The sequence below is a fragment of the Pseudonocardia sp. NPDC046786 genome (genome assembly GCF_040645415.1).
Lineage (GTDB): Bacteria > Actinomycetota > Actinomycetes > Mycobacteriales > Pseudonocardiaceae > Pseudonocardia > Pseudonocardia kongjuensis.
Map to the genome: position 1 here is coordinate 1 of NZ_JBEYYF010000028.1, position 21767 is coordinate 21767.

Below are 21767 nucleotides of genomic sequence, written 5' to 3' on the forward strand. Positions count from 1 at the left end.
AGCATGGCTCCACGAGTACAACCACCACCGGCCCCACTCAGCAATCGGGAAGGCCGCGCCCATCACCAGGTTGACCAACCTGGCTGGGCATCACATCTAGCGCATCGAGATCACGCTGCGTGTCCCGGTTGATCACAACCGGGACACGCGCGTGTACGCCCCGCTGCACTACCTCGCGGCCCGGGCAGGGCACAATGGTCGTCGGCCGTCGCCCGGTTCGACCGGGTGCGACCAACCGACAACGGGGCGCAACACGGCGCCATCGACTGCGAGCGAGGGGTGCATGCAGCTGCTCCGGCGCGGTGACTTCGGTCCTGCTGTTCTCGAGGTCCGGGTGACGCTGCAGCAGCTCGGTCTGCTGCCCGAACTGCCGGCGGGCTCCGCGTCCCGGCATCAGTTCGACGACGCCGTGGACCACGCCGTCCGGGTCTTCCAGCAGAGGCGTGGCCTGATCACCGACGGCATCGTCGGCCCGGACACCGCCCGCGCGCTGCGCGAGGCCGGGTGGACGCTGGGCGACCGGATGCTGTCGTTCACCCTCTCCACCCCGACCACCGGCGACGACGTCGCGATGCTGCAGGAGCGGCTGCTCGAGCTGGGGTACAACTCCGGCCGCCCGAGCGGTCTGTTCGACCAGCAGACCGAGCAGGCCCTGATGCGCTTCCAGCGCGACTACGGCATGGTCCCGGACGGCGTCTGCGGGCCGGAGACGCTGCGCGCGCTGCGCCAGCTCGGCCGCAAGGTGACCGGCGGTCGTCCGCACCTGCTGCGCGAGCAGGAGCTGCTGCGCCGGGCCGGGCCCCGGATGCGCGGCAAGCGGATCGTGATCGATCCGGGGCACGGTGGGAACGACCGCGGCGTCGAGGTCGCCGGCGTCACCGAGGCCGACCTGATGTGGGACCTGGCGCACCGGCTGGTCGGACGGATGTCCGCGACCGGTATGGAGGCGCTGCTGTCCCGGCCGGAGAACGGGGACCCGCCGGACGCCGACCGCGCCGAGTTCGCGAACGAGGTCGGCGCCGATCTGGTCGTGTCGTTGCACACCGACGCGAGCTTCAGCCCGAACGCCCAGGGACTGGCGACCTACTACTTCGGCAACGGCTCCGGCACCACGTCGAACGTGGGGGAGGCGCTCGCCGGGCTGATCCAGCGCGAGCTGCTCACCCGGACGTCGATGCTCGACTGCCGGAGCCAGACCTGCACCTGGGAGCTCGTCCGGCGGACCCGGATGCCGGCCGTCCGGATCGAGACGGGCTACCTGACCCACCTGGGGGACCGGCGCAAGCTGCTCGATCCCGGCTTCCGGGACGTGGTGGCCGAGGGCATCCTCGTCGCGGTGAAGCGGCTCTACCTGCTCGGCCAGGACGACCAGCCGACCGGGACGTTCACCTTCAACGACGTGCTGGCCCGCGAGTACGGCAGGGACCAGATCCGGGCCGTTTAGGCCTATTCCGACGTTTCCCGGCCCCCGGACACCGGGGCCGCCCCGGAAGTCGATCAGCGGCGATCTCAGGAAGCCCTGAGATCGCCGCTGACGCGTGTTCAGGACCTGTTCGACGCCTGGCAGCGGCCGGCCCGAACGGGGGTCTTCGTCGCGACCGGCGCCGGGGCCTGCATCGGGATCGTCACCGTGTTGAACAGCTGTTCGAGAGCGGCCTCGACATCGGACTTCCATTCGATTCCGGAACGGAGCTCCATCCGCAGTCGCGGCCACCTGTGGTGCGGGCGGACGGTCTTGAACCCGATCGACCGGAGGAAGTCCGCCGGCACGACACAGTCGGCCTCGGTCCCGGGACGGGCGTCACCGAACGCCTCGACGGCGCGGACGCCGCGGCGCACCAGCTCCTTCACGACGGCCTGGGCGAGCGCGCGGCCCAGTCCCTCCCCGGAGAACTCCGGCAGCACCTGCATCGTCGTGAGCAGCACCGCATCGGCGCTGACCGGGCCGGTCGGCATCTCGGCGGCCCGGGGGACCGAGGCGGGCGGGGCGAACAGCACGTACCCGGCGGGAGCGCCGCCGACGTAGACGATCCGGCCGCAGGATCCCCACTCGAGCAGGACCTCGGACAGCCAGGCTTCCTTCTCCAGATCGGTGGTGCCGTAACCGTCGGCCTGTTCGGCCAGCTTCGGAGACAGTTCCCAGTAGACACAATTCCGGCAGCGCTTGGGTAGATCACCCAGATTGTCCAGATTGAGCGCGGCCACATGCCAGGACACGGATCGAACCTCCGGCTGTCGTCGTCGCGCGGGACTCGCGCACATCCGCGGAACGATCGGCCCCGGAGATCGTCCCCCGAACCGGCGCAACAGCCCCCGTCGCTGTATCCGGTCCCCGCAATGGACCCGGCGATCCGCCTGCCCCGAGGGTAAGCGGAATTCGGCGCCACCGTCACCCCGGAAAGGCCCACCGGTCCCTCCGTGACGACGAAGGGCAAGCCGATCACCCGTCGTGGTTACACTCGGCCGACCATTCATCTCGTCGAAGGGGAGCACCCCGATGGCCTCGCCCGATCGTCCGCAGCAGCCCGACGCCCGCCGCACCGCGGCAGCGGCGGCGGCCGCAGCGGCAGGGGAGGGCGTCGTTCCGGCCCCGCTCCCGGACGGGTCCGTGGCGCCGGCGCTGCTGCCCCCCACCGAGCGCTTCGCGGCGCGCACGGCCGGGATGACGGCGTCGGAGATCCGGGCGCTGTTCGCCGTCGCGAGCAGGCCGGAGGTCGTGTCGCTGGCCGGCGGCATGCCGAACCTCGCGGCGCTGCCGCTGCAGTCGCTCGCCTCCGAGGTCGCCGAGCTGGTCGACGTCGACGGGATGACCGCGCTGCAGTACGGCTCCGCGCAGGGTGTGCCGCAGCTGCGTGAGCAGATCTGCGAGGTCATGCGCGAGGAGGGGATCGAGGGCGACCCGAACGACGTCGTGGTGACGGTCGGCTCGCAGATGGCGCTCGACCTGCTCACCCGGATCTTCGTCGACCCGGGCGACGTCGTGCTGGCCGAGGGACCGTCCTACGTCGGCGCGCTGGGCAGCTTCGCCGCCTACCAGGCCCGCGTCGTGCACGTGGCGATGGACGAGCACGGACTCGTCCCCGCGCTCCTGCACGAGGCGCTGGAGTCGTTGTCCCGGAAGGGCATCACCCCGAAGTTCCTGTACACGATCCCGAACTTCCACAATCCGGCCGGCGTGACGCTCGCCCACGAGCGGCGGCCGCAGATCCTCGATCTGTGCCGCCGCTACGGCGTCATGGTCATCGAGGACAACCCGTACGGGATGCTCGGCTTCACCGGCGAGGTGCATCCCGCGCTGCGGTCGTTCGACCCGGACGTGATCTACCTCGGGTCGTTCTCGAAGACGTTCGCGTCCGGCCTGCGGGTCGGCTGGGCGCTGGTCCCGCCGCTGGTCCGCGACCGGCTCGTGCTGGCCGCGGAGTCGGCGACGCTGTGCCCGCCGAGCTTCACGCAGATGCTCGTGTCCCGGTACCTGTCGCATCACGACTGGCGCAGCCAGATCAAGACGTTCAGCGAGAACTACCGGGAGCGGCGCGACGCGATGCTGGCCGCACTCGAGGCGCACCTGCCGGAGGGGTGCAGCTGGACGGTGCCGGACGGCGGGTTCTTCGTCTGGCTCACGGTGCCGGCCGGCGTGGACACGAAGGCGATGCTGCCGCGCGCGGTGACCGCACGGGTCGCGTACGCGTCCGGAACCGGCTTCTACGCCGACGGGTACGGCAGCCGGCAGCTGCGGTTGTCGTTCTGCTTCCCGACGCCCGAGCGGATCACCGAGGGGGTCCGCCGGCTGGCGGCCGTCCTGGAGGCGGAGCTCGACGTGGTGCGCACGTTCGGCACACCGGACCGGCCGGAGCTCAAGCGGGGCTCGGACAATCCGGCGCCCGACACGACCTGACCGTGTTTCACGTGAAACGCCCCGGACCGGAAGGTCCGGGGCGTTCCCGTCTCCGGGGCATGGAGCAGAATGCCCGGGTGAGCGATCGAACGGTGGCCGTGCTGGCCGGAGGTCTGTCCCACGAGCGCGAGGTGTCGCTGCGGTCCGGCCGCCGGCTCGCCGGTGCACTCCGTGCGAACGGCGTGGACGTGCGGGAATGGGACGTCGACGGCGCGCTCCTCGGCCGGTTGAACGACGAGCGCCCGGACGTCGTCGCGGTCGCGCTGCACGGCGGCGAGGGGGAGAACGGGGCCGTCCAGCAGATCCTGGAGCTCTTGCACATCCCGTTCGTGGGCACGCCGTCGGGAGCCTGCCGGCGTGCCTGGGACAAGCCGAGCGTGAAGGCGGAGCTGGTCCGCGCCGGGCTGACGACGCCGGACTGGGTGGCACTGCCGCACTCCACGTTCCGGGAGCTCGGCGCGCAGGGGGTGCTGAGCGCGATCGTCGAACGGCTGGGCCTCCCGCTGGTGCTCAAGCCGGACCAGGGGGGATCGGCGCTGGGCGTCCAGGTGGTGAGTGACGCCGCCGAGCTCCCGGCCGCGATGGTGAGCTCGTTCGCCTACGCCGACACGGTGCTCGCCGAGCAGTTCGTGAGCGGAACCGAGGTCGCGGTGTCGGTCGTGCACGACGGCGACGAGCCGCGCGCGCTGCCCGCCGTCGAGGTCGAGGTGCCGTCCGGCTTCTACGACTACACCTGCCGCTACACGCCGGGGGCGGCGAGCTTCCACTGCCCGGCCCGGCTCCCGGACGATGTCCTGGCCACGCTGGCGGAGACCGCGCTCGCCGCGCACCGCCTGCTCGGCATGCGGGACCTCTCGCGCACCGACGCGATCGTCGACGACGAGGGGCGGGTGCACGTACTGGAGATGAATGTGTCGCCCGGCCTGACCGACACGTCGCTGCTCCCGACCGCGGTCACCGCCGCCGGTTCGGACCTGGCGACCGTGTACCAGGCGTTGGTGGAACGGGCGGCCTCCCGCCCGGGCTGAGATGTTCCACGTGAAACCGGTGGATGTGGGCGCGCCGGTTTCACGTGAAACCCGCACCGCGCGGAGCCGGTGCGGCACGGCCGGACTCCGGACCGAGCTGCGATCACTCGGGCCAGGGCCGCAGGGCTCCGGACGGTCCGGACGTCGATCCGGCATCCGCCTGCGCCGGGCCCGGGCAGCCAGGGGAGCGCGGCTCCGGCCGGTGCTCGGGTGCGCCGGGCCGGGCCGCGCCCGTCGCCTGCCGGCGGGCTCGCGGCGGGCCCGGGCCGCACACCGGCCGGCGCGGACCGCAGGCGCGTCCAACCGGGCGCGGATCCGGCCGGTGCCTCCGAGGTGCGGTCGGGGCGCGCGAGAGCGGGGCCGAACACGTCAGCGCCGAAGCCGGACACGCCGGAGTGGGGTCCAGCGCTCCGAGGCAGAGCCAGGAACGCGAGAGCTGAGGCCGAGCACGCCGGCGCGAAAGCCGAGCACACCGGCGCAGAGCCCGCGCACTCCGAGATGGAGCCCGCGCAGGTCCGCGCGGACCCGAGCATGCCTGCGCGGACCCCACACGCTCCGAGACAGAGCCCGGCACGCCGACGCGGAACCCACGCACTCCGAGACAGAGCCCGAGCACGCGAGCTCGGAACCCACGCACTCCGAGGCAGAGCCCGGGCACGCCGGCGCGGAGCCCGAGCACGCCGGTACAGGATCCCCGACACTCCAGGGCGACCGCCGACCCTCCGGAGCGGAGACCAACACCCCGAGGGTCGTCAGGACACCCACCCGGCGCAGCCGCGGCGACCGTCGTCCCGCCCACCGGGTGCTCGATCCGGGCCGCTGAGCAGACGAGGCCCGGCCCGCCCAGCGAACGCACTCCGGCCGAAGCACCGATGCCCGGGCCGGCGCGCACCCGTCCGGGATGAGCACGCACGACCCGGGGGAGGGAACGCCGGGTGCCTCGGGAACAGCAACGGCGTGGCGCCGGGCCCCGAGCGGAGACCATGAAAGGCGCGAGCGACCTCTGCCGGCGCCCGGCCTACGCCATCCGCGCACGACCACCGAGCGCTGTACCCGGGACGCGCCTCGGCCCCACACCCCGCAGTCCGACGCTGTTCTGGCCGACCGTGCCACCGCGCACGGCCCGCCAGGCGGCCGACAGCGCCGGCCCGGACCGTGCCGCCGACGGGGACCAGCGCCCCACCGCCCGGAACAGCGGCTCAGTCCGCCCCTGGCCACGCCCGGCACCCTGCCGGGGTGAGATCCGTGCGGCGACCCCGGCGCCGGGCGCCCAGCGGCCGATCTGGGGCGCCCTCAGATCCCGGCTGCCGGGCGAACCGGGGGAGGGGTCAGCCCTGGTCGCGCAGCCCCATCATGCCGGTGATCCGCTCGAGGTCCTCCACCGAACCGAACTCGACGACGATCCGGCCCTTCCGCTGACCCATCTCCACCTTGACCCGGGTGTCGAAGGTGTCGGAGAGCCGGTCCGCCATGTCGGTGAACTCGGGCCGCTGCACCCCCTGCTTGCGGGTCCGCGGCTCGCGCGCCGGGCCGTCCTGCCGCGCGAGCACGACGGCCTCCTCGGTCGCTCGGACCGACATGCCCTCCGCGACGATCCTCGTCGCGAGCTCCTCCTGCCGGCCGGCGTCCTCCAGGCCGAGGAGTGCCCGGGCGTGCCCGGCCGACAGCACTCCGGCGGCGACCCGGCGCTGCACGGTCACCGGGAGCTTCAGCAGCCGGATCATGTTCGTGACGACCGGACGGCTGCGGCCGAGCCGGTCGGCGAGCTCGCCGTGGGTGACCCCGAACTCGGCGAGGAGCTGCTCGTAGGCGGCCGCCTCTTCGAGCGGGTTGAGCTGGACGCGGTGGATGTTCTCCAGCAGCGCGTCGCGGAGCATGACGTCGTCGCCGGTGTGCCGGACGATCGCGGGCAGTGTGTCCAGGCCGGCCCGCTGGGCGGCCCGCCAGCGGCGCTCGCCCATGATCAGCTCGAAGTCGCGGCCGGCGCGGCGCACCACGATCGGCTGGAGCAGCCCGAACTCGCGGATCGAGTGCTCCAGCTCGGCGAGCTGCTCCTCATCGAACTGGGTCCGCGGCTGCTTCGGGTTCGGGACGATCCGCTTCAGCGGGATCTCCCGGTACTCGGCACCGCCGTCGACGACCGAGGTCTCCGCGTCGGTGCCGTCCCGGCGCGCGGACCGGTCCGGCCGGTGCAGCGGGGCGCCGGCGGCGCTCCCGGGGCCCGGGCCGTCCTCGGCCGGTGCGGTGGGAATCAGCGCGGCGAGGCCGCGCCCGAGGCCACCCTTGCGTTCGGCCATCTCAGTGCCCGCCCGCACGGTAGGCGCCGGAGGCCCCGTGCTCGGCGATCTCGCGGGCGGCGTCGACGTAGCTCATCGCGCCGCGCGAGCCGGGGTCGTACTCGAGCACGGTCTGGCTGTAGCCGGGTGCCTCGGAGACCTTCACGCTGCGCGGGATGACCGTGCGCAGCGCCGTCGGACCGAAGTGCTGGCGGACCTCGGAGGTGACCTGGTCGGCCAGCTTGGTCCGCCCGTCGTACATGGTCAGCAGGATCGTCGAGACGTGCAGCGCAGTGTTGAGATGCGACCGGACCAGGTCGATGTTGCTGAGCAGCTGGCCGAGCCCCTCCAGCGCGTAGTACTCGCACTGGATCGGGATGAGCACCTCGGAGGCGGCGACGAGCGCGTTCACCGTCAGCAGGCCGAGCGAGGGCGGGCAGTCGATCAGCACGTAGTCGACGTCCAGCTTGTCCAGGTGCTCGTCAGCGAGCGCCTGGGACAGCCGCGACTCCCGGGCCACCATGCTGACCAGCTCGATCTCGGCGCCGGCCAGGTCGATGGTCGCCGGCACGCAGAGCAGGTTGGGTGACGCGGTGCTGGTGACCGCGGCCTCCTCGAGCGGGATCTCGCCGAGCATGAGCTCGTAGACCGAGGGCGTTCCGGTCCGGTGCTCGACGCCCAGCGCGGTACTCGCGTTGCCCTGCGGGTCGAGGTCGATCACCAGCACGCGGATCCCGTGCATCGCCAGCGCGGCGGCCAGGTTCACGGTGCTGGTCGTCTTGCCGACGCCGCCCTTCTGGTTGGCGACGGTCAGGACACGGCGTTCGGCCGGCCGGGGCATGCTGTGCCGATCCGGATGCAGCACGCGGGCGGCACGTTCGGCCTCGTCCGCGATGGGGGTCCAACCGAGACTCACGCGCGGCCCTCTCTCCGTCGATTCCCCTGGTGATGTTTCACGTGGAACAGCCGAGGACGGTGTCCTGCTCATCATCGCCGTTGTTTCCTCCGGTTGCGGCGGGGCGCGCCGATACGCGGAATCTCGACCACCGTGGTCAGCGGATCGACGACGCCGGCACCGCACTCGTGGATCCGGGCGTCGCCGCCCCCGAGGAGCCGGACCGCGTCCACATCGCGCGCGATCTCCTCCGGAGCGGAGGCACCCTTCAGCACCAGCATCGCACCACCGGTCCGCAACAGCGGGAGGCACAGCCCCGCGAGCCGGGCGAGTGGCCCGACCGCTCGGGCGGTGACCACATCGGCGCCCTCCCATCGTCGCAGAACGGAAGGCTCCTCGGCACGCCCCCGTTCGACGGCGATGTCGAGACCGAGGTCCGAGATCACCTCGTCCAGCCAGTCGACCCGGCGGGCGAGCGGCTCGACGAGCACGATCCGCAGGTCCGGGCGGGCCAGCGCCAACGGTATCCCGGGCAGCCCGGCGCCGGAGCCGACATCGACCACTTTCGCGTCCGGCGGTACCACCTCTGCGAGCACCGCGCAGTTGAGGACGTGCCGGTCCCACAACCGCTCCCGCTCGCGCGGCCCGATCAGCCCGCGCTCGATCCCGGACGTCGCCAGGTGCTCGACGTAGCGGACCGCCGAGGGCAGTCGCTCGCCGAACACCGACGCGGCGACGTCCGGGGTCGGCACCCCGTCGGCACTCACTTCGTGTGGACGACGACCTGCCGGCGCGGCTCCTCGCCCTCGCTCTCGCTGATGACGCCCTTCACCGTCGCGACCGCGTCGTGCACGACCTTGCGCTCGAACGGCGTCATCGGACGGAGCCGGACCGACTGCCCGGACTGCTTGACCTCGCGCGCGGTCTCCAGACCCAGGTCGGTCAGCTCGTCGCGGCGGCGCTTGCGCCAGCCCGCCACGTCGAGCATCAGCCGGCTGCGGCTGCCGAGCTGCTGCTGCACCGCGAGCCGCGCGAGCTCCTGCAGGCTCTCCAGCACCGCACCCTTGTCACCGACCAGCTTCTCCAGGTCGGTGTCGCCCTCGGCGCCCTCGATGCTGACGATGGCGCGGCCGCCGTCGACGTCGAGATCGATGTCGCCGTCGTAGTCCAGGATGTCGAGCAGACGCTCCAGGTAGTCACCTGCGACGTCGCCCTCCTGGATCAGCAGCTCGTCACCGGACGGCTTGTCCTGGACGCCGCCGTCCTGAGCAGTGGTGGACACGGGATCTCCTCTCGCTGGGGTGGGCAGGTGCGCGGCGCCGGGCCCGCGCGGCGGTGGGGTCCGCCGGGGCCGCGGGGCGCCGCGGGTCGGTCAGCGGCGTTTGCCGCGCTTGGACTTCGTTCCCTGGCGGCGCTGCACGGGCTTCGCCCCCGGCTTCTTGCCGCCGGAACCGTTGCCGTTCTTCGCGGCGCCGTTCGCGCCCGCACCGTTGCCCGAGCCGTTCGCGCTGGAGCCGTTCGGGGTGGAGCCGTTCGGGGTGGAGCCGTTCGGCGACCCGCCCTCGGCGGAGGCACCGTCCGAGCCCTGCGTGGAATCGGCCTCCAGCGGCTCGTCGGCGATCCGGCGGACGTCCTGCGCGGTACCCTTCCCGTCCTTGCGGACCGGCTTCTGCCCCGGACGCGGCGCGAGCGCCTTGGCGGACTCGGTCGCCTTCTGCTCCTTCTCCGCCTCCTCGGCGTCGATCCGCTTGTAGACGACCCACTGCTGGCCGAGCGTCCACAGGTTGTTCGCGACCCAGTAGAAGAGGACGGCGAGCGGCAGGAACGGTGCACCGACGACGACGCCGATCGGGAACACGTAGAGCATCAGCTTCTGCATGATCTCGGCCTGCGGGTTCGCCGCAACGGTGCCGGCCGCGATCTGCGCCTGCTGGCGGGCGACCGAGTGCCGCGCGGTGACGTGCGTGAAGATACCGGCCATGATCATCAGCGGGACCATGACGATCCACTGCGAGACCAGGTTCCCGCCCAGGTCGGCGACCGACGAGGTGTTCTGCAGCGGCCAGATCGCGGCGCCGAGCTTGGAGCCGAAGAAGTCGGAGTCGACGAACGACGCGTTCTCCGCGGCGTTGAACACGTAGTTCTCGGTCTTGCCCGGCTTGAACTCGCGCAGCACGTGGAACAGGCCGATGAAGACCGGGATCTGCACCAGGATCGGCAGGCAACCCATGATCGGGTTGGCGCCGTTCTGCTGCTGGAGCTTCTGCATCTCCGTGGCGAGCTTCTGCCGGTCGTTGGCGTACTTCTTCCGGAGCTTCTGCATCTCCGGCGCCATCTCCTGCATCTTGCGCATGGAGCGGACCTGGCTGACGAACGGCTTGTAGAGGATCAGCCGCAGGGTGAAGACGAGGAACACCACCGACAATGCCCAGGCGACACCGCTGTCGTCGCCCAGCACGAAGCCGAACACCTTGTGCCAGACCCACATGATGAAGCTGACGGGGTAGTAGATGAAGTCCAGCACGGGTGTGTTGCTCCTCGGGGTCTCGGGTCGGGCACGCTGTGCGGCGGGCCGCGCCGTCTGGAGGCCTTCGGTTCAGGACGGGTCGGTGGACGCCTGGCCGGGTTCCCGGCCGGTCCGCGGTGTTCCGCGAGGTCGCCGGGGTGGCACGGGGTCCCACCCGCCAGGGTGCCACGGCCCGCAGCGCAGCAGTCGCCACGCGGTGAGCCCGAGGCCCCAGACGAGCCCGTGGATGCCGAGCGCCTCGACGGCGTAGGCACTGCAGCTGGGGTGGAAACGGCAGCTGGGCAGCAGGTTCGGCGAGATCCAGACCTGGTACCAGCGGACCATCGCCATCGCCACCCGGGCACCGAGCCCCGCGGGGGGCGCCGGCGGGTCGCCGCCGTCGGGGCAGCCGGGTCCGCGGGCGGCGGCTTCGCACTCCTCGCTCACCACGTCCTCCTCGGCTACGGCAGCGCCGTCGGCGCAGCGGCGGGCTTCCGGGCGTCCGGCTGTGCGGACCTCGGCCGGCGCGGACGGCTCGCCGACCGCAGCGCGGAGTCCAGGTCCGCGCCGAGCTCGGCGGACGTGGCGTTGCCGGCCGGCGGCAACGCCCGTACGACGAGTGCCGCACCGGCCGGGAGCGTGTCCAGCCGGTCCGCCACCAGGTGCCGCAGACGACGGGTCACCCGGTGCCGGACGACCGCGTTGCCGACCGCCTTGCTCACGACGAAACCCGCCCGCGGCGAGGCGTGCTCGGGCACGCCGCCGGGGCGGGTCGGGTCGAGATGCACCACCAGCCTCGACCGCCCGGCACGTCGGCCGTTCCGGATCGTCGAGGCGAAGTCTGGCCGGCGGGTGAGCCGGGCGTGTGCCGGCAACACGGCGCTGGCCGGTCGGGGTGCCGGCCGTCAGGCCGAGACGTTGGTGCGCCCCTTGCGGCGGCGCGCGGCGAGAATCGCGCGGCCGGCACGGGTGCGCATGCGCAGCCGGAAACCGTGCGTCTTGGCCCGGCGGCGGTTGTTCGGCTGGAAAGTACGCTTGCTCACGGTCGGCTCTCCTGGTCGGCGGCTCGCAGGCGCCCTGCGACGCCGATGATCTCTACGGTCACTGGCACTGGTTCGTGGGCCACCGGCCGCCACGCTGCCCGCGTGCGAACGGGTGCGCGCTGGACGTACGTCATGCACGTCCTGACCAGTGTCCGAGTGTCAAGGGTACGCAGCGCGTTTCGAGGGGGTCAAACCGCCCCCGGACCGGCCGCCCCCGGGGCGCCGGGGCGGGCCCCGGCTGCTAGCGTCCCCTTTCCCGCTGCTCCGTGGCGGGCGTAACGATCGTCCGCACCAGGACCGAACCCACTGACGACCCGTCCGGCGGCCCCGCCGCGAGCCGGGCGGAGCGTGCTGCGTACATTTGCGCACAAGTGTGGACAACTCTGGGGATACATCTGCCCGCAGGTGCAGCGGACGCGTCCGAGCGAGTGAGGGCCGGTTGGTCCGGGGGGAGCAGCCGCGGACGGCGGCCGAGCGGGAAGGGGAACCGCGGATGACCGACCAGCCGGGCGATCTCGGCCGGGTCTGGAACCGGGTCATCGCCGACCTGTCGGGTTCCTCGGCGGAATCCGGCGCCCCCGCCCTGTCCCCCCAGCAGCGCGCGTTCCTCCGGCTCACCCGGCCGCTCGGGCTGCTCGACGGCACCGCGTTGCTCGCCGCCCCCTCCGAGTTCGCCAAGGACGCCATCGAGCGGATCCTGCGCCGTCCGATCAGCGACGCGCTGGGCAGGCACCTCGGCGTCTCGGTCAACCTGGCCGTCGTCGTCGACGCCTCGGCGGCCTCCGGCGGCACCGAGGTCCCCGATCCGCCCGGGTTCGGTCTCGCGCGGAGCGGATCGGCGGGCGACAGCGCCCGGGACACCGGTGCCGTCGACCGGTCCGGCCCGCAGGCCGGCGAGCCGTCCCCGCGGACCGAGGAGCCGGACACCGGCACGGCCGTGGCGACCGAACCCGCCGCCGGCGAGGTGGCCGCCGAACCGGACCGGGGTCCCGCATACCCGGCCGATCCCGCCCCGGTGTCGCCCGGCGGCTGGGCCCCGCAGGCCACCCAGCCCGATCCGCCGGCCCGGGACACCGGCGGTACCGCGTGGCCCGCCTACACCGCGCCGCAGGCCGGTGACCCGGTCGCGCCGCGCTCGCAGACCCGGCTCAACGAGCGGTACACCTTCGACACGTTCGTGATCGGCGCGTCGAACAGGTTCAGCCACGCCGCCGCGGTCGCCGTCTCCGAGGCGCCGGCGCGGGCCTACAACCCGCTGTTCATCTGGGGCGAGTCCGGGCTGGGAAAGACCCACCTGCTGCACGCCGTCGGGCACTACGCCCAGCGGCTGTTCCCCGGGATGCGGGTCCGGTACGTCAGTACCGAGGAGTTCACCAACGACTTCATCAACTCCCTGCGCGACGACCGCAAGGTCGCCTTCCAGCGCCGCTACCGCGACGTCGACGTGCTGCTGGTCGACGACATCCAGTTCCTGGAGGGCAAGGAGGGGACGCAGGAGGAGTTCTTCCACACCTTCAACACCCTCCACAACGCGAACAAGCAGATCGTCGTCTCCTCCGACCGGCCGCCGAAGCGCCTCGAGACGCTCGAGGACCGGATGCGGACCCGCTTCGAGTGGGGGCTGATCACCGACATCCAGCCGCCCGAGCTGGAGACCCGGATCGCGATCCTCCGCAAGAAGGCCGCCCAGGACCGGCTCGCCGTGCCCGGCGAGGTGCTGGAGTTCATCGCCGAGCGGATCGAGCGCAACATCCGCGAGCTCGAGGGCGCGCTGATCCGGGTCACCGCCTTCGCGTCGCTGAACCGGCAGGCCGTCGACACCCAGCTCGCCGAGATCGTGCTGCGCGACCTCATCCCCGACTCCGCGGCCTCCGAGATCACCGCGCCGACGATCATGGCGGTGACCGCCGAGTTCTTCAGCGTGACGCTCGACGACCTCTCCGGGCCCGGCAAGACGAAGGCGCTCGCGCAGGCCCGGCAGATCGCGATGTACCTCTGCCGCGAGCTGACCGACCTGTCGCTGCCCCGGATCGGGCAGACCTTCGGCGGCCGGGACCACACGACCGTCATGCACGCCGACAAGAAGATCCGCAACGAGATCTCGCTCCGGCGGAAGACCTTCGAGCAGGTGCAGGAGCTGACCGCGCGGATCAAGCTGCGCGCCCGGCACTGACTCCGCGCCGGCCTCGCCTTCGCACCGGCGGCACCGGCGTCGCACCTCTACTCATGGTGTCGCGCTCGCGACCCATGGCGTCGCACCCGCGCCCGGCGTCGGGTCGGGTCGGGTCGGAGCCGCGCCGGCCGAGTTGTCCACCGCCCGGCCGCACGATCCACAGCGCCGCGGACGCCGGGACCGCCGCGCGACCCCGGTCACCGGCCGCGCCGGGACCGATTCCGTCGCACCCACACGGTTACCAGCCCTCAGACGGCCGCTGAGGCCCGCTCCCGGCCGTCCCGGGATGATCAGGTACCCCGGCGACGACCCGCTCCGGCGTCCGGAGCCGGCACACCCTGATCCCGATCGGGTCCGGCGTGCCGACACTGGCGTGTCGCTCCCACGACGTCCGCTCGTCGTCCGGTAATGGGCGCTGGGCGCACGGCCACCCGAGCAGGTGATCATCCGCGCCGACCGGGTCGTCACCCTCCGTCGACCGGTCTGTGGCGCATGAGGCGAATGTGGGTTCAGAGCGCAACGTCAGGGTGCCGCTCGCTCTGCGGTCTCCATCACCCTGGGTCCACGATCCACCACGTTTCCACCCACATCTGGGGACAACTCTGTGGATGGACCGCGCCGGGCCCGTGGACGGATGCCCCACGATCCGTGGACAACTCCCCCCGGAACCCGGGATGGATCGGGGACGGATGGGTGGACGGGCCGTCCGTCCACCGCCGCGGGAAGCTGTCAACGGATGCCCCCACCGTCACGTCCCCAGTCGACGCGGCCTGCTGACCAGCGCCGATGAGGTCCATCCACACTGTGCACAGCCCTTACTGCTACGTCTGTTCTTCTCTCCTTCTTCTCTACTACTCAAGAAGAGGCGTGTGGAGGGACCCGGACGGGGTCCCTCCACGGGCACACCCGGTCGCCGCCCGTCCGGCCGGTGACCGCCGGGGCGGCGTGGAAACTGTCGGTGGGAGGCTCTACCGTGAGCGTCCCGGCGAACCCCGGGTCCCGATCCCGCAGCAGCCGCCCGGTGGCGGCACGGCACCACCGCAGCGGGGGAGGGCACCGGTTCGCCGTCGCACCGCCGTCCCGCCGGCGGTCCGGGCCCGGCGACGGGCAGCGGGCCGAGGCGCTACCGGGGAAGGTTCTCGATGAAGTTCCGGGTCGAACGCGACGTCCTAGCGGACGCGGCTGCCTGGGTGGCGCGCAGCCTTCCGGCGCGCCCGCCGGTGCCCGTGCTCGGCGGAGTCCTCATCCAGTCCGACGGCGAGGCCGCCGAACGGCTCACGGTCTCCGGATTCGACTACGAGACCTCGGCCCGGGTGGAGCTCGACGCCACGGTCGGCGAGCCGGGTCGCATGCTGGTGTCCGGGCGGCTGCTGGCCGACATCACCCGGGCGCTGCCGTCCAAACCGGTCGACCTGGTGGTCGACGGGGCGCGCGCCACGATCAACTGCGGCAACAGCCGGTTCAGCCTCCCGACGATGCCGGTCGAGGACTACCCGCAGCTGCCCGAGATGCCGCAGCGGGCCGGTTCGGTCGCCGCCGACGCGCTCGCCGCGGCGGTCGCCCAGGTCGCCGTCGCGTCCGGCCGGGACGACACGCTGCCGATGCTGACCGGCGTCCGGCTGGAGATCGAGGGATCCCAGCTGACGCTGGCCGCGACCGACCGGTTCCGGCTGGCCGTGCGCGAGCTCGAGTGGGTCCCGGAGGACGCGTCGATCTCGACCGCCGTGCTCATCCCGGCGAAGACGCTCGCCGAGGTCGCCAAGACGCTCGCCGGCTCGGGCACCGTCGAGATCGCGCTGTCCGCCGGCGACGGTATGCTCGGCCTGACCGGCGGCGGCCGGCGGTCCACCAGCCGCCTGCTCGACGCCGAGTTCCCCCGGTTCCGCCAGCTGATCCCGGCCGAGCACACCACCGCCGTCGAGCTGGACGTGGCGCTGCTGGTCGAGGCGATCAAGCGGGTCTCGCTGGTCGCCGACCGGGTTGCCCAGATCCGGCTCGAGTTCGGCGAGGACGGTCTGCGGCTGGCCGCCGGCGGCGACGACGTCGGATCGGCCGAGGAGGAGGTCCCCTGCGCGCTGGACGGCAATCCGCTGACCATCGCGTTCAACCCGGGCTACCTGCTCGATTCGCTCGGCGCGCTGCACACCGACCGCGCGCAGCTGACCTTCACCACGCCGAACCGGCCGGCGCTGGTCCGGCCGGTGCCGAAACCCGCGACCGACGACGCCGAGGACGCACCGTCCCCGGAGAAGTCCGGGTACCTGCACCTGCTGATGCCGGTCCGGCTCCCCGGCTGAGTCCGCGCACCGCTCCCCCGCCCGCCGGCCGGCGGGCGGAACGGGAAGACTCGGCCCCGGCCTGATCAACGCCGCCCGCCGGCTCCACGACGCGACCGGTGGCACGGACGGAGGAGCTCACTGTGCAGATCGGTCTGATCGGACTCGGCCGCATGGGCGGCAACATGCGGGAACGGCTGCGCGCCGCGGGCCACGAGGTGATCGGATTCGATCCCCGGCCCGAGGTCAGCGACGTCGCCTCGCTGCCCGATCTGGCGGCCGCGCTCGACGCACCGCGCACGGTGTGGGTGATGGTCCCGTCCGGCGAGCCCACCCGGAACACGATCGCCACCCTGGCCACCGTGCTGGGCTCCGGTGACCTGGTCATCGAGGGCGGCAACTCCCGCTACACCGACGACCGGCCGAACGCCGCGCTGCTCGCCGAGCACGGCATCGGCTACGTCGACTGCGGCGTCTCCGGCGGGATCTGGGGCAAGGACAACGGCTACGGCCTGATGGCGGGCGGCGAGGACGAGCACATCGCCCGCGCCATGCCGGTCTTCGACGCGCTCCGGCCGGAGGGTGCACGCGAGGAGGGCTTCGCGCACGCCGGCCCGGTCGGCGCAGGCCACTTCTCCAAGATGGTGCACAACGGCATCGAGTACGGCCTGATGCAGGCCTACGCCGAGGGCTTCGAGCTCATGCAGGCCAGCGAGCTGATCACCGACGTGCCCGGCGTCATCCAGGCCTGGTCGCGCGGCACGGTGGTCCGCTCCTGGCTGCTCGACCTGCTGGTCGCCGCGCTGAAGGACGATCCCGACCTGGACGGTCTCGAGGCGTGGGTCGACGACTCCGGCGAGGGCCGGTGGACCATCGAGGAGGCCATCGACCACGCCGTGCCGCTGCCGGTGATCTCCGCCGCGCTGTTCGCCCGGTTCGCCTCCCGGCAGGACGAGTCCCCGGCGATGAAGGCGGTGGCCGCGCTGCGCCAGCAGTTCGGCGGGCACGCCGTGAAGCGCTCCGGCCCGGCCGGTGCACCCGGTGACAAGGCGGGTCCGGCGTCCGCGGCGGGAGGCTGACCCCTCGGTGTACCTCAGGCGGTTCTCGGTCACCGACTTCCGGTCCTGGCCGGAGGCCGAGCTGGAGCTCGACCCCGGCGTCACGGTGCTGGTCGGGTCGAACGGCGCGGGCAAGACGAACCTGGTGGAGGGCGTCGGGTACCTCGCCTCGCTCGGCTCGCACCGGGTCACCTCCGACGTCCCGCTGATCCGGCGCGGTGCCGAGCAGGCGGTCGTCCGCGGCGAGGTGCACCATCACGGCCGCATGCTCGGCGTCGAACTGGAGATCAACTCCGGGAAGCAGAACCGGGCCAGGGTGAACCGTTCCCCGGTCTCCCGGCCGCGGGACGTCCTCGGGATCCTGCGCAGCGTGCTGTTCGCGCCGGAGGACCTGGCGCTGGTCCGCGGCGACCCCTCGGAACGACGCCGGTTCCTCGACGAGCTGCTGGTCGCCCGCTTCCCCCGGTACGCCGGCGTCCGCTCGGACTACGACAAGGTGCTCCGCCAGCGGTCCGCCCTGCTCAAGTCGGCGAAGCCGGCGCTGCGGGCCGGGCCGCGGGGGAGGTCGCGGCCGCGCGCCGAGGCGCCCCCGGCCGACGACCTGCCCGACGACCTGACCACCCTCGAGGTGTGGGACGGGCACCTCGCCCGCACCGGCGCCGCGCTGCTCGCCGGCCGCCGGGAGCTGGTCGTCGCACTCGCGCCGTACGCCAGGGCGGCGTTCGCGCAGGTCGCCCCGTCGTCGGACCCGATCGGGCTGGACTACCGGTCCAGTCTCGGCACGGACGGGGTGGCGGACCTGCCGTCGTCGGCCGAGGACCTGGAGGCGCTGCTGCTCGCCCGGCTCGCCGACGTCCGCCGCCAGGAGATCGAGCGCGGGGTGTGCCTGGTCGGTCCGCACCGCGACGAGCTGGAGCTCGCGCTCGGCGAGGGCCCGGCGAAGGGGTACGCCAGCCACGGCGAGTCGTGGGCCTTCGCGCTGGCGTTGCGGCTGGCGTCCTACCGGCTGCTGCACGCCGACGACGTCGAGCCGGTGCTGGTGCTCGACGACGTGTTCGCCGAGCTCGACGCCACCCGCAGGCGGGCCCTGGCCGGGCTGGTTTCCGGGGCCGAGCAGGTGCTGGTGACGGCCGCCGTCGCCGAGGACGTGCCGCGCGAGCTGGACGGCGCCCGGTTCCACGTCGGGGACCGGCGGGTCGTCCGCGAACCGGACGGGGGAGCGGCATGACCGTTGCAGCGACTCCCTGTCGCAGATATCTCGACCGCATCACGGCGACCTGGGGACAAGCCTGTGGATTCTGTGGATAACTCCGGAGCGGCGGAGACCGGGCGGCGCCGCGGCACCTCGAACCCCCGGACACGGCGTCGTGACGGCGGGGCGAACGGTCCGCGTCCTGGGGATGGACGCCCCGGCGACGATCCGGCCGCCGATCACGGCCCGGTCACGGGCGGCGGGGTGCCCGGAGAGCAGGGTGATCTCCTGGCGGGGGAGCGGGCCGGTCTGCGCGGCGCCGATCTCGCCAGGGACGCACTGCGTGCCGCCCGGGAGGCGACCGCGCGCAAGGCGGACGAGCGGGCCGAGGAGGCCCGGCCGAAGCTGCGGGTGGTGTCCGGGAAGGGCAGGCGCCGGCGCTGGTCCGGCTCCGGGCCGGACGACCGGGACCCGCAGCCGTTCGGCCGGGTGGTGTCCCGGGTGTCGATGGACCGGGGCTGGTCGTCCCGGCTGACCGACGCCACCGTCCTCGGCCGCTGGCCGCAGCTGGTCGGCCCGGACGTCGCCGACCACTGCATCCCGGTGTCGCTGCGCGACGGCGAGCTGACCCTGCAGGCCGAGTCGACCGCGTGGGCCACCCAGCTGCGGACGCTGCAGCGCCAGCTGCTGACCCGGCTGTCCGCGGCGGTCGGCCCGGACGTGGTGCGCCGGATCCGGGTGGTCGGCCCGAGCGGGCCGAGCTGGCGGCACGGGCCGCGGCACGTGCGGGGCCGCGGCCCCCGCGACACCTACGGCTGACCGCGGCCCGCCCGGCCGCCACCGGAACCGTCACGGGCAGCCACGAACGGTCCGGCCGGGCCGCCGGCCGCCACCGGACGGGGCACCGGCCGGACGCGCCGGTGACCGGGCGTCGGCGCCGGACGGCCGGCGGCGCCGGAAACGTTCCGTGCGTATGACGGCCCCGTGACCGGCACGAGGGTGCGGATCGGGTCAGGAGTCGGACCGACCGGGCCGGGCCGCTCACGTCGCCGGTGAGCGCGAGATGACACGGCCGCGGCACCGTTCGACCCCGGGTCGGCACGAAACATCCCGCAGCGGCAGTCGTTCGCCCGTCTGTGACGGTTCTAGGCGGGTCCTGACCGCCTTTCTGTCGTTGCCGCCGGGTAGACTTGTGGGGTGTTCCCGGGTGGCTCCCCTGACATGCACAGAGCGCCCGGTCGGTGGAACCTGATCGACGGTCGTCGCGCCCCTGCGGCGTCTGCGGATCGTCGGCGGTTCACGTGGCGAGGAGAACCAGCTACTCGTGGCTCAGGACAAGGCAGCGAAGAACGCCTACGGCGCGTCGTCCATCACGGTCCTCAAAGGGCTGGAGGCGGTCCGCAAGCGGCCCGGCATGTACATCGGCTCCACCGGTGAGCGGGGCCTGCACCACCTGATCTGGGAGGTGGTGGACAACTCGGTCGACGAGGCCATGGCCGGTCACGCCACGAAGGTCGTCGTGACCCTGCAGGCCGACGGCGGCGTCCGGGTGGAGGACGACGGGCGCGGCATCCCGGTCGAGATGCACCCGACCGAGAAGAAGCCGACCCTCGAGGTCGTCCTCACCAGTCTGCACGCCGGCGGCAAGTTCGACGACAAGTCCTACGCGGTGTCCGGCGGTCTGCACGGCGTCGGCGTGTCGGTGGTGAACGCGCTGTCCACCGCCCTCGACGTCGAGGTCCGCAAGGACGGCGTGATCTGGAAGCAGCACTACGACCACGCCCGGCCCGGCGAGCTGATCGAGGCCGGCACCACGAAGAAGTCCGACACCGGCACCACGATCACCTACTGGGCCGATCCGACGATCTTCGAGACGACCAGCTACACGCTGGAGACGATCCGGCGCCGGCTGCAGGAGCAGACGTTCCTCAACAAGGGCCTGACCATGGTCCTGCGCGACGAGCGCCGGCCGGAGAAGGCCGCCGAGCTGCTGCCGTCGAGCGACGGGGTGGACGAGGACGGCAACCCGGCCGAGGTCGTGCCGGTGGTCGACGCCGACGAGGAGCCGGACGCCGAGGGCTACATCGCGAAGCCCAAGGAGTACGTCTTCCACTACCCGAACGGGCTGGAGGACTTCGTCGCGCACCTGAACAAGTCCAAGGACCCGATCCACCGCAAGATCGTGTCCTACACCGGCGAGGGCCCCGGCCACCAGGTCGAGGTCGCGATGCAGTGGAACTCCGGCTACTCGGAGTCGGTCTACACCTTCGCGAACACGATCAACACGCACGAGGGCGGCACCCACGAGGAGGGCTTCCGGCACGCGCTGACGGCCACCGTGAACCGGTACGCCCGCGACAAGAAGCTGATCAAGGAGAAGGACCCGGCGCTGTCCGGCGACGACATCCGCGAGGGTCTCGCCGCGATCGTCTCGGTGAAGATCTCCGAGCCGCAGTTCGAGGGCCAGACGAAGACCAAGCTGGGCAACACCGAGGTCAAGTCGTTCGTCCAGCGGGTGTCGAACGAGTGGCTCGCGGACTGGTTCGAGCGCAACCCCACCGAGGCGAAGACGATCGTCAACAAGGCGGTCTCCTCGGCCCAGGCCCGGCTCGCCGCGCGGCGGGCCCGCGAGCTGGTCCGCCGCAAGAGCGCCGGCGACATCGGCGGCCTGCCGGGCAAGCTGTCCGACTGCCGCTCGCGCGACCCGGAGAGCTGCGAGCTCTACATCGTCGAGGGCGACTCCGCCGGCGGCTCGGCGAAGGCCGGCCGCGACTCGATGCACCAGGCGATCCTGCCGATCCGCGGCAAGATCATCAACGTCGAGAAGGCGCGGATCGACCGGGTCCTGAAGAACACCGAGGTCCAGTCGATCATCACGGCGATGGGCACCGGCATCCACGACGACTTCGACCTGGCGAAGCTGCGGTACCACAAGCTGGTGCTGATGGCCGACGCCGACGTCGACGGCCAGCACATCCGGACGCTGCTGCTCACGCTGCTGTTCCGGTTCATGCGGCCGCTGATCGAGAACGGCCACGTCTTCCTCGCCGCCCCGCCGCTCTACAAGATCAAGTGGGGTGGCCGCGGGTCGGAGCCGGAGTACGCGTACTCCGACCGCGAGCGCGACGGGCTGATCGAGGCCGGCCGGGCGGCGGGCAAGAAGCTGCCGAAGGACGAGGGCGTCCAGCGGTACAAGGGCCTCGGCGAGATGAACGCCAAGGAGCTGTGGGAGACCACGATGGACCCGTCGAACCGGCTGCTGTACCAGGTGAGCCTGGACGACGCCGCCACCGCGGACGAGCTGTTCTCGGTGCTGATGGGTGAGGACGTCGAGTCCCGCCGGTCGTTCATCACCCGCAACGCCAAGGACGTGCGCTTCCTCGACGTCTGATCGGACATCTGATCCAGACGGACGTATGAACTCA

General features: G+C 72.5%; 19 protein-coding genes. 10 read left to right on the forward strand and 9 right to left on the reverse strand.

Going from position 1 to position 21767, the window contains the following annotated elements:
* Window positions 1–100 (forward strand): integrase core domain-containing protein (locus tag ABZ881_RS26270; protein ID WP_358488374.1); only part of this gene is annotated, 100 nt, incomplete at its 5' end.
* A gap of 183 nt (window positions 101–283) precedes the next feature.
* Window positions 284–1444: an N-acetylmuramoyl-L-alanine amidase gene (locus ABZ881_RS26275; RefSeq protein ID WP_358488277.1), complete on the forward strand. Its 1161-nt coding sequence runs from the start codon at window positions 284–286 to the stop codon at window positions 1442–1444.
* Between the two features lie 98 nt (window positions 1445–1542).
* Here ABZ881_RS26275 and ABZ881_RS26280 read toward each other — a convergent pair whose 3' ends face one another.
* On the reverse strand, window positions 1543–2217 hold the full coding sequence (locus ABZ881_RS26280) for a GNAT family N-acetyltransferase (protein ID WP_358488279.1): 675 nt from the start codon (window positions 2215–2217) through the stop codon (window positions 1543–1545).
* A 280-nt stretch (window positions 2218–2497) separates the two neighbouring features.
* Here ABZ881_RS26280 and ABZ881_RS26285 point away from each other — a divergent pair, with 280 nt between their 5' ends.
* Together ABZ881_RS26285 and ABZ881_RS26290 are read left to right on the forward strand one after the other, a co-directional pair.
* Complete coding sequence (locus ABZ881_RS26285) at window positions 2498–3895, forward strand: PLP-dependent aminotransferase family protein (protein WP_358488280.1); 1398 nt, start codon at window positions 2498–2500, stop codon at window positions 3893–3895.
* 77 nt (window positions 3896–3972) lie between these two features.
* Window positions 3973–4923, forward strand: coding sequence for a D-alanine--D-alanine ligase (locus ABZ881_RS26290; protein ID WP_358488281.1), 951 nt, complete (start codon window positions 3973–3975; stop codon window positions 4921–4923).
* Between the two features lie 1328 nt (window positions 4924–6251).
* Here the strand turns inward: ABZ881_RS26290 and ABZ881_RS26295 are convergent.
* The 8 genes from ABZ881_RS26295 to rpmH all read right to left on the reverse strand — a co-directional run bounded on the left by ABZ881_RS26295 (window position 6252) and on the right by rpmH (window position 11643).
* A complete protein-coding gene (locus ABZ881_RS26295; RefSeq protein ID WP_358488282.1) occupies window positions 6252–7220 on the reverse strand; it encodes a ParB/RepB/Spo0J family partition protein in 969 nt (322 codons plus the stop codon).
* A 1-nt stretch (window position 7221) separates the two neighbouring features.
* Window positions 7222–8115: a ParA family protein gene (locus ABZ881_RS26300; RefSeq protein ID WP_358488283.1), complete on the reverse strand. Its 894-nt coding sequence runs from the start codon at window positions 8113–8115 to the stop codon at window positions 7222–7224.
* 71 nt (window positions 8116–8186) lie between these two features.
* Window positions 8187–8861 (reverse strand): 16S rRNA (guanine(527)-N(7))-methyltransferase RsmG, encoded by a 675-nt coding sequence (gene rsmG, locus ABZ881_RS26305; protein WP_358488285.1) that lies wholly within the window; start codon window positions 8859–8861, stop codon window positions 8187–8189.
* Entirely contained in the window at window positions 8858–9376 is a 519-nt protein-coding gene (locus tag ABZ881_RS26310) for a R3H domain-containing nucleic acid-binding protein (protein WP_344023853.1), read from the reverse strand. The genes rsmG and ABZ881_RS26310 overlap by 4 nt, the downstream gene beginning before the upstream one ends.
* A gap of 90 nt (window positions 9377–9466) precedes the next feature.
* Entirely contained in the window at window positions 9467–10618 is a 1152-nt protein-coding gene (yidC, locus tag ABZ881_RS26315) for a membrane protein insertase YidC (protein WP_358488286.1), read from the reverse strand.
* A gap of 72 nt (window positions 10619–10690) precedes the next feature.
* The gene (gene yidD, locus ABZ881_RS26320) at window positions 10691–10957 is read right to left on the reverse strand and encodes a membrane protein insertion efficiency factor YidD (RefSeq protein WP_358488375.1); all 267 of its coding nucleotides are present in this window, start codon (window positions 10955–10957) and stop codon (window positions 10691–10693) included.
* A 104-nt stretch (window positions 10958–11061) separates the two neighbouring features.
* Complete coding sequence (gene rnpA, locus ABZ881_RS26325; protein ID WP_358488287.1) at window positions 11062–11478, reverse strand: ribonuclease P protein component; 417 nt, start codon at window positions 11476–11478, stop codon at window positions 11062–11064.
* Window positions 11479–11505: 27 nt separating this feature from the next.
* Entirely contained in the window at window positions 11506–11643 is a 138-nt protein-coding gene (gene rpmH, locus ABZ881_RS26330; protein WP_085915072.1) for a 50S ribosomal protein L34, read from the reverse strand.
* A 493-nt stretch (window positions 11644–12136) separates the two neighbouring features.
* Between rpmH and dnaA the strand changes: the two genes are divergently transcribed.
* The 6 genes from dnaA (at window position 12137) to gyrB (ending at window position 21733) form a co-directional block, all read left to right on the forward strand.
* The gene (gene dnaA, locus ABZ881_RS26335) at window positions 12137–13816 is read left to right on the forward strand and encodes a chromosomal replication initiator protein DnaA (RefSeq protein ID WP_358488289.1); all 1680 of its coding nucleotides are present in this window, start codon (window positions 12137–12139) and stop codon (window positions 13814–13816) included.
* Window positions 13817–14958: 1142 nt separating this feature from the next.
* Window positions 14959–16113 carry a DNA polymerase III subunit beta gene (dnaN, locus tag ABZ881_RS26340; RefSeq protein WP_358488291.1) on the forward strand — a complete coding sequence of 385 codons (1155 nt, stop codon included), beginning with the start codon at window positions 14959–14961 and terminating at the stop codon, window positions 16111–16113.
* Window positions 16114–16235: 122 nt separating this feature from the next.
* Window positions 16236–17171, forward strand: coding sequence for a phosphogluconate dehydrogenase (NAD(+)-dependent, decarboxylating) (gene gnd / locus ABZ881_RS26345; protein ID WP_358488292.1), 936 nt, complete (start codon window positions 16236–16238; stop codon window positions 17169–17171).
* A 7-nt stretch (window positions 17172–17178) separates the two neighbouring features.
* Window positions 17179–18378, forward strand: a complete 1200-nt coding sequence (recF, locus tag ABZ881_RS26350) for a DNA replication/repair protein RecF (protein ID WP_358488293.1) — start codon at window positions 17179–17181, stop codon at window positions 18376–18378.
* Between the two features lie 228 nt (window positions 18379–18606).
* Window positions 18607–19161 (forward strand): DciA family protein, encoded by a 555-nt coding sequence (locus ABZ881_RS26355; RefSeq protein ID WP_358488295.1) that lies wholly within the window; start codon window positions 18607–18609, stop codon window positions 19159–19161.
* Between the two features lie 505 nt (window positions 19162–19666).
* Window positions 19667–21733 carry a DNA topoisomerase (ATP-hydrolyzing) subunit B gene (gene gyrB, locus ABZ881_RS26360; RefSeq protein ID WP_358488296.1) on the forward strand — a complete coding sequence of 689 codons (2067 nt, stop codon included), beginning with the start codon at window positions 19667–19669 and terminating at the stop codon, window positions 21731–21733.
* The last annotated feature ends 34 nt before the right edge of the window (window positions 21734–21767 follow it).